The organism is Mesorhizobium sp. M7A.F.Ca.CA.002.15.2.1 (assembly GCF_003998715.1).
Taxonomy (GTDB): Bacteria; Pseudomonadota; Alphaproteobacteria; order Rhizobiales; family Rhizobiaceae; genus Mesorhizobium; species Mesorhizobium ciceri.
On sequence record NZ_RZPI01000208.1, the window covers coordinates 1 to 8,140 of the forward strand.

An 8,140-nucleotide genomic window follows, 5' to 3' on the forward strand; every position below is an offset into this window, starting at 1 on the left:
AGAGGCGGGACAATTTCATCCTTCATTCGGCCTGTCTAGGCGCATTGGCGCCGCTCGATTGGGCCTGCAAGACGTCATCCACGCAAAAACCCACGCCAGCCTTGTTCCGGCTGGTCGTGGCTTTTTTGCCCGTCGAGCAATCTCCAGGCGCCCCGCCCCTAAAAATCCCGCTCAGCTTCCCTGTGTCGCGCACGACTGGGCCTTGCGGCCTGCCGCGTTCTTTCTCTTGCCCTCGTGACCGTCTTGCGCGGCCTTCAATTTCGCCGGGTCCGGCCGTCTGTGCGGCCTTGATCCCGGAGCTTCCCTGTCTTCGATAGGCCTGTCTGCGATTGGCAGATTTCAGTGCATGGTCATCCATTCGCGGGCTTCGCGAAGCGCCGTGGCGATCTCGACCTTCGACATGGCCGCCGACAGTTCCGAGCGCAGTTCCGCGGCGCGGGCCGAGCCCTTGATGGCGGCGATGTTGAACCATTTGTGGGCGGCAACGACATCGGTCTCGCAATCGCGGCCGGTCGCATACATCATGCCCAGTTCGAAAAGGATGTCGGCCTGGGCAGTTGCCCCCATGGCGCCGAAACCTGCTTCAAGCATTTCAAAACGTGCCATTTCAATCCCCTGTTTCCGGCCCCTGTCAGGCTCCCGAGAGCTGCCTTCTTTCGTCCTTGGCGGCTGCTCTTCCGATGCTTTCGAGAATGCCGTGCAGGCTTGAATCCGTCGTTAAATGGCGTGCTTAATTTGAGGAAAACAAAGCTAAAACAAGAGGTAAACGCGGAAATTCGTTAAGGATACAAAGCCAGCAATTCAGCCTGCTTGCGTCAAATTTGACGAAAATTTCCCGATGCCAATTCAAGACTTCGCTAACCACAGGAGACAAAGGCGATGCGCCGATCGTTTCATTTCCTTGGCCAGGAGGCGCATTCGGGGCCCTTCAAAATCCGAAAGTCTTCCGTTGCGGCACCGCTTTTGTTTTGCCGGGAGCTGGATTAGCTTACGTTTGCGTAAGCGGCAGACCGAGGCGGAGCATCCGGCCGGACATCTAAAGGGAGGAAGACATGTTTCGAAGAGTGAGCCTGGCCCTTGCGGCCACATTGATCATGGCCGGTGCGGCCTGGGCCGATCCGATCGAGGGCAATTGGAAGACGCAGGCCGGCGACACCGCAGCCATCGCTGGCGGCGGCTCGTTTTCCATCACGCTCAAGTCCGGCAAATATGCCGGCAAGACCATCGGCTCGCTCAAGGCGACGGGCGACAACAAATATGCCGGCAACATCACCGATCCGGCAAACGACAAGACCTATTCGGGCAAGGCGACATTGTCGGGCACCTCTCTCAAGATGAGCGGCTGCGTGCTCGGCGGGCTGATCTGCAAGAGCCAGACCTGGCACAAGCTCTGATCGAGCGCATCTTTCCGACCTGATGACGGGGCCCCGACGGGCCCCGTTTTCGTTTTGTCGACACATCCTGCGCCGGTGATGCTCGATGGAGGCCGGCGGCTATCCAACCGACGCCGGCGCCGTCGAAACCCCGTCAATCATCTTGAACCGCAGATGAACGCCGCCATCAGAGCCGGTTCAGTTGCATCAGGGCATTCTCCGGCGTGTTGAAGGAGACCGACCCAATGCTTGCTCGCCGCTTCACCATCGTCTGCCTGCTGGTGAGCCTGTTTGGAATGTTCTTCGCCATCCTCGTCGCTGAAGCGGGCCGTCCGGCCCGCGCCTGGGACGAAGCCAGTTCCAGAACCTGCCGCCTCGCCTGCCCCACCCATCTTCGCAACTGAACAAAGAAACCAAGACCTCGAAAAGAAAAGCTGAACGCCATGAACCGCATCGCCGCCAACGTTCTCAAGACCCTTCGGCTTCTGCCGCGGGCGGCGCTTATCCTGACGGTTCTGGCCGCTCCGGTCCTGGCCGTGCCGATGATGCGCGCTGACGCCGGCTCGACGATCGACGCACCGGCCCTGAAGAAGTCCGGCGTCGGCTTTGTGCTTCTGGTCAGCCTGCAGCGCGGTTGAAGAAAAACGGCGCTTTGGCCGCCTTCGGTCGCGACACCCCTCCCAAGTGCCGATCCAAGTCTCTATATTGAGCCATGGAAAAGCGAATCTACCCACAAGCCATCGAATCTGTCGTCATGCCGGAGCCTTTTGGCCGGCAAAGCTTTGATAGCGCTGAAAAGGCCGTCAAGGCACTGCAGGCGCTTTACGATCGCAACACCAGGTTCCTGCGCGACTCCTTCGCAGAATTGGCGGCAGCAGGCGGTGATAATGGCAAGCGCTACCGGGCCTTCTATCCGGAGATCGGCGTCACCACCAACTCATTCACCCAGATCGACTCGCGCCAGGCCTATGGGCATATGCCGACGCCTGGGCATTTTTCCACCACCATCACCCAGCCGGGCCTGTTCGAAAGCTACCTCGTCGAGCAGTTGCGCCTGATCATGCGCAATCATGGGGTTGCGGTCACGGTGTCGGAATCGACCACACCCATCCCGCTGCATTTCGCCTTCCTTGAAGGCACCCATGTCGACGGCGCGACGGCAGAGCGCATCAAGCGGCCGATCCGCGACCTGTTCGACGTGCCCGATCTCGACGGCACCGACGACCAGATCGCCAACGGCACCTTCGAAGTCGCCTTCGGCGAGCCGAGGCCTCTGGCGCCCTTCACGGCGCAGCGCATCGACTATTCGCTGCACCGGCTGTCGCACTATACGGCAACCACGCCGCAGCATTTCCAGAACTTCGTGCTGTTCACCAACTATCAGTTCTACATCGACGAATTCGTCGCCCGCGCCCGCGACCTGATGGCCAATGGCGGCGGCGGATACACGGAGTTCGTCGAGCCGGGAAATGTCATCACCAAGGGCGGGCAGAGCGCGCCCAGCGAAGGCGTTGCACCGCCGCGCCTGCCGCAGATGCCGGCCTATCACCTGAAGAAATCGGGACATGGCGGCATCACCATGGTCAATATCGGCGTCGGGCCTTCCAACGCCAAGACCATCACCGACCATATTGCGGTGCTGAGGCCGCATGCCTGGGTGATGCTCGGTCACTGCGCCGGCCTGCGCAACACCCAGGCGCTTGGCGACTATGTGCTGGCGCATGCCTATGTGCGCGAGGACCACGTGCTGGACGACGATCTTCCGGTCTGGGTGCCGATCCCGCCGCTGGCCGAGATCCAGGTGGCGTTGCAGGAAGCCGTCGCCGAAGTCACCGGCCTTTCCGGCTACGACCTGAAGCGCATCATGCGCACCGGCACCGTTGCCACCATCGACAATCGCAACTGGGAACTGCGCGACCAGCGTGGGCCGGTACAGCGTCTGTCGCAATCTCGCGCCATCGCACTCGACATGGAATCGGCGACCATCGCCGCCAATGGCTTCCGCTTCCGTGTTCCCTACGGCACGCTGCTGTGCGTTTCGGACAAACCGCTGCATGGCGAGTTGAAGCTGCCCGGCATGGCGACCGAATTCTACAAGCGCCAGGTGGCGCAGCACCTGACCATCGGCATCAGGGCTATGGAGAAGCTCGCGGAAATGCCGATGGAGCGGTTGCATTCGCGCAAGCTCAGAAGTTTTTCGGAAACGGCGTTCCAGTAGGCCGGTTCCACGCATCGCATGGGCATTTCGTCATCTTGATTGAGCCGCATTACTGCCGATAAGCAGGCGGCATGGAGAGAGCGGGCTTCGGGACATTGCTGATTTCGGTTGCATTCCTGGCAATGCTGGCCTGTTCGATCGCGCTGGTGGCCGGGTTTTTCGGAACGCTGCATCCCGCCTTCGATTCCTTCTCGCATTTCCGCGTCCATCTTGCCGTGCTGATGGCGCTTTGCGCGTTGCCGCTGCTGGCCACGACATTTCGACTGCAAGCGGCCGTGGCACTGCTTTTTGCCGTGGCGGCCTTCGCCACCACTTCCGGCTCGCTGTCCTTCTCCCGCTTGTGGCCGGTTCAGGCCGCCTATGAAGCCAAGAACGAAGACCGCGCGATCTACAAGCTGCTGCAGATGAACCTGCGCTACGACAATCCAACCCCGAAGAAGGTGCTGTCGCTGATCGGCCGGACCAATCCCGACGTGATCACCCTGGACGAGGTGTCGGCGATGTGGGCGACCGAGCTTGGCTATATCAGCAGCGCATATCCATACCGGATCCTCTGTCCTTACCCTAACAAGATATTCGGCGTCGCGCTGCTCTCGCGGCGGCCCTTTGCCGCCGGCACCGAGGCGCGTTGCGAAAGGCGTGGTGCCATGGCGACAGCGACCGTCGACTTCGGCGGCATCGACGTCGATGTCGCCGCGATCCATCTCAGCTGGCCCTGGCCACGCGAGCAGTACTGGCAGATCGGCGAGTTGACGGAGCCGCTTTCCGCGCTCGGCGAGACGGCCATCATGGCGGGCGACTGCAATGCCGCCCCATGGAGTGCCGCCGTGCGGCGGGTCGCGGCGCTTGGCGGGCTGACCGTCATGCCTTCCGCCGGCCCGACCTGGATCCACATCAGGCTGCCGGATTTCCTGCGGCGCTTCGCCGGCCTGCCGATCGACCAGGTTTTCAGCAAGGGCGGCGTGACTATCCATTCGGCGACACGGCTGGAAGACACCGGCTCGGATCACCTCCCGGTCATGGTGGAGTTCTCGCTCAGGCTGAACCAGCAAAAGCCGCTCGACGAACATGAAACCGCGACCGCGGCCATTGTCCAGGCCGGCAAGACGCCAGGCTGAAGGATCAGGGCCTGACCAAAGCGATGACGAGATGCTGGACATGGCCGCCGTCGCGATGCTCGCGCGCATCGAAAGCGAGCTGCTTGGCCTCATATGCGGCATTGGTGGCCTTGATGCGTCGCTGTGCCTCGCGACGTGTCTTGTAGCAGGACCGGTCGTCGGCAATCCTGAGGCCGGAGATGGATCGTTCCGTGGCCCGCATCATCTCCCTGGCGATGCGGCCATGGGTTTCCTCATGGGCGCGGACGCCGGCGAAGAACCGCGTCCAGCGCTTCCGGAGCGTCGGGGTGGTGGCCGAGGCGACACGCGGAAATGTGTAGAAGAGATTGAGCGTGCCGTTGGCACGCCGCAAGCGGCAGACGCCATTGTCCTGGCTGGTGTCGAGGTCCCAATCCACAGCGTAGCCGGTCAGCGCGATGGCATGCGTCATGAAGCCGTGCTTCGGCCCCTTGCGGTCCATAGCTTGGACTAGCGCCAGCCCCGTGTTCCCGGTGATGTCGTAGGTCCGCGTCTTGACCACCACCCTGGTGCCGGCCGAGGCCGCCGAAGCCAGACCGAACAGCGCACCGATCGCCACTAGGCATGCCAGAACCGTCAGGCGCATGGCCATCTCCTTATCGTCAAGGAATGGAACCATAAGCGCGCGGCAGTTTCAACAGTTCTAATGTTCCACATGCCACGGGAGACCCCGAGCCATCGTCGGGACCTTTGCACGCTGCGGCCGGCGCGGGCCTACATGCCCTGATAGACCGGGCCTTCTCCGCCTTGCGGCGGCACCCAGTTGATGTTCTGGTTCGGGTCCTTGATGTCGCATGTCTTGCAGTGGACGCAGTTCTGCGCGTTGATGACGAAGCGCACATCCTTGGCCGTGGGATCGGCGGCGGCGTTGCCGTCCTTATCGACCCACTCGTAAACGCCGGCCGGACAATAGCGCGTCGAGGGGCCCGCAAAGACATCGTGCTCGGAACGCTTCTGCAGCTCCATGTCGCCGACAAGCAGGTGGACCGGCTCGTTTTCCTCGTGATTGGTGTTGGACAGGAACACCGAGGACAGCCTGTCGAAGGTCAGCACGCCATCGGGCTTCGGATAGGCGATCTTCTTGTGCCGGGCGGCAGGCTCGAGCGTTGCGTAGTCGGCCTTGCCATGCTTCAGCGTGCCGAAGGGCGAGACACCGAACAGCGTGTTCAGCCACATGTCGAGGCCGCCAAGGCCGACACCGACGATGGTGCCGAAGCGCGACCACAGCGGCTTGACGTTGCGCACCTTCTTCAGATCCTTGCCGATGTCGGTCGCGCGCCAGGCTTCCTCGTAGGACGCGAGTTCGTCGTTGGCGCGCCCGGCGCCGATCGCCTCGGCGACATGCTCGGCCGCCAGCATGCCGGACAGCACGGCATTGTGCGAACCCTTGATGCGCGGCACGTTGACGAAGCCCGCGGCACAGCCCATCAGCGCACCGCCGGGGAAGGACAATTTCGGCACCGACTGCCAGCCGCCCTCGGTGATGGCGCGCGCGCCATAGCCCAGCCGCTTGCCGCCTTCGAACGTAGCCGCGATCGCCGGATGGGTCTTGAAGCGCTGGAATTCCTCGAACGGCGACAGCCAGGGATTCTTGTAATTGAGGTGGAGGACGAAGCCGACCGCCACCTGGTTGTCCTCGAGATGGTAGAGGAACGAGCCGCCGCCGGTCTTCAAGTCAAGCGGCCAGCCGAAGGAATGCTGGACCAGCCCCGGCCGGTGGTTCTCCGGCTTGACCTGCCAGAGTTCCTTCAGGCCGATGCCGTATTTGCCCGGTTCGCGGCCATCGGAAAGCTTGTATCTGGCGATCAGTTGCTTGGCGAGCGAGCCGCGAGCGCCCTCCCCGATCAGCACATATTTGCCCATCAGCGCCATGCCGGGTGCGAAACCCGGGCCGTGCGTTCCGTCCTTCTCGACGCCCATGTCGCCGGTAACGACACCGGTGACGGCGCCTTGCTCATTGTAGAGCAGGCCGGCAGCGGCAAAGCCCGGATAGATCTCGACGCCGAGCGCTTCGGCCTTGGTCGCCAGCCAGCGGCAGACATTGCCCAGCGAAACGATGTAGTTGCCGTGATTGTTCATCAGCGGCGGCATGAAAATGTTGGGCAGACGGAACGAGCCGGCAGGACCAAGGACCAGGAAATGATCCGCGGTGACCGGCGTCTTGAAGGGATGGCCGTCCTCGTCGCGCCAGCCCGGCAAGAGCCGGTCGATGCCGATCGGATCGACGACGGCGCCGGAGAGAATATGGGCGCCGACCTCACCGCCCTTCTCCAGGACGACGACCGAAAGCTCGGGATTGACCTGCTTGAGGCGGATGGCGGCGGCGAGGCCCGCCGGACCGGCACCGACGATAACCACGTCGAATTCCATGCTTTCGCGTTCGATGTCGCTCATCAACCCCTCCGCACTGGCTTATCCCATTCGGGTATCTTGCTGGCTCCCGCGCTGCATAGCGCATCAATTGACGACAGGAAACCGGCGCATACGTGACAATGCCGTTTTGGCCAAAAAGTCGCGCATTGCGAGGCTGGAAGACTGCTTTTCGCCTGGCATTGCCTGCGGGGCGCGCGTTTTTTAATTGTTCGACGGCTTGCTTATCGGCCATACTTCACGCCATGCGCTTTCCTGGGCCAGCCGGCTTTTCATCGACGCGCTTTCTTTTCCCGCCCGGCCGGATCCGCCGGGCGCTCCTTTTGGCCCTTCTGATGCTGGCGCCGCATCACGCTGCCGCCGACGAAGTGAAGGTCTGGGCGGCGGGCGCCTACTCCTTCTCCGACGAGCTTGGCGGCTTCCACATCACCGGCGCCTCGGGCATCGGCACGAAGGACGATCCGTTCGTCATCACCGAAGAGCTGACTTCGTCAACGCCGGTGACGCTGACGATCCGCACGACAAAGCCGATCCAGGCCTTCGGCAAGGCCGGCGAATTCGCCAACGGCATGATGTATATGCGCATCGAGGTGCTCAACAATAGCGGCCAGGCCTGGGTCGAATTCCAGTTCGAATTGCAGGAGATCCTGAACCAGCCGAGCGTGTTCGGCGACGGGCTTTCCTTCGACCAGCGCAACAAGACGCCGGACAACATCCGGTCGAGCAATTTCGCCGATTTCGATCGCGATTTCGAACCCTATGACCGGCTGCTGTTCAGGAATGGCAAGGTCGACCCGCTGAAAACCGCCAGCTTCGAATTCCTGATGACCGACTACACGCCCAGATGGACCTTCTACCTGGTGCAGGATCCGCGCATACCAACGGGCTGACACGATAGGAATTTTTTCTTGACTCGGTGAGCTCAGCTATGGTACATTTTTGCCTATGGTGCTGAGTTGCGCCAGTGACCCGCCGCACAGGCGGGTTTTTCGTTTGATGCTCCGTCAGCCAACGCGCCGGCGAGAGGCTCCGAAGGAACCCAA

9 protein-coding genes are annotated in these 8,140 nt (G+C 62.1%); 6 read left to right on the plus strand and 3 right to left on the minus strand.

What is annotated here, in order from left to right; translation table 11 throughout:
- Positions 1-339: 339 nt before the first annotated feature.
- The gene (locus tag ENZ74_RS13955; protein ID WP_013532614.1) at positions 340-606 is read right to left on the minus strand and encodes a sel1 repeat family protein; all 267 of its coding nucleotides are present in this window, start codon (positions 604-606) and stop codon (positions 340-342) included.
- 446 nt (positions 607-1,052) lie between these two features.
- Between ENZ74_RS13955 and ENZ74_RS13960 the strand changes: the two genes are divergently transcribed.
- The 5 genes from ENZ74_RS13960 to ENZ74_RS13975 all read left to right on the plus strand — a co-directional run bounded on the left by ENZ74_RS13960 (position 1,053) and on the right by ENZ74_RS13975 (position 4,709).
- The gene (locus tag ENZ74_RS13960; RefSeq protein ID WP_013532615.1) at positions 1,053-1,394 is read left to right on the plus strand and encodes a DUF2147 domain-containing protein; all 342 of its coding nucleotides are present in this window, start codon (positions 1,053-1,055) and stop codon (positions 1,392-1,394) included.
- Positions 1,395-1,618: 224 nt separating this feature from the next.
- Entirely contained in the window at positions 1,619-1,777 is a 159-nt protein-coding gene (locus tag ENZ74_RS34410) for a hypothetical protein (RefSeq protein WP_023812838.1), read from the plus strand.
- 39 nt (positions 1,778-1,816) lie between these two features.
- Positions 1,817-2,011: a hypothetical protein gene (locus ENZ74_RS13965; protein ID WP_013532616.1), complete on the plus strand. Its 195-nt coding sequence runs from the start codon at positions 1,817-1,819 to the stop codon at positions 2,009-2,011.
- 116 nt (positions 2,012-2,127) lie between these two features.
- Positions 2,128-3,591 (plus strand): AMP nucleosidase, encoded by a 1,464-nt coding sequence (locus tag ENZ74_RS13970; protein ID WP_128278158.1) that lies wholly within the window; start codon positions 2,128-2,130, stop codon positions 3,589-3,591.
- Positions 3,592-3,662: 71 nt separating this feature from the next.
- Positions 3,663-4,709 (plus strand): endonuclease/exonuclease/phosphatase family protein, encoded by a 1,047-nt coding sequence (locus ENZ74_RS13975; RefSeq protein WP_013532618.1) that lies wholly within the window; start codon positions 3,663-3,665, stop codon positions 4,707-4,709.
- A gap of 4 nt (positions 4,710-4,713) precedes the next feature.
- On the opposite strand, the gene ENZ74_RS13980 is transcribed toward ENZ74_RS13975, so the two are convergent.
- Both ENZ74_RS13980 and ENZ74_RS13985 read right to left on the minus strand, forming a co-directional pair.
- Positions 4,714-5,313 carry a DUF922 domain-containing protein gene (locus tag ENZ74_RS13980; protein ID WP_013532619.1) on the minus strand — a complete coding sequence of 200 codons (600 nt, stop codon included), beginning with the start codon at positions 5,311-5,313 and terminating at the stop codon, positions 4,714-4,716.
- 128 nt (positions 5,314-5,441) lie between these two features.
- Positions 5,442-7,121, minus strand: coding sequence for an electron transfer flavoprotein-ubiquinone oxidoreductase (locus tag ENZ74_RS13985; RefSeq protein ID WP_013532620.1), 1,680 nt, complete (start codon positions 7,119-7,121; stop codon positions 5,442-5,444).
- A gap of 221 nt (positions 7,122-7,342) precedes the next feature.
- Between ENZ74_RS13985 and ENZ74_RS13990 the strand changes: the two genes are divergently transcribed.
- Entirely contained in the window at positions 7,343-7,987 is a 645-nt protein-coding gene (locus ENZ74_RS13990; RefSeq protein ID WP_013532621.1) for a hypothetical protein, read from the plus strand.
- Positions 7,988-8,140 lie beyond the last annotated feature (153 nt).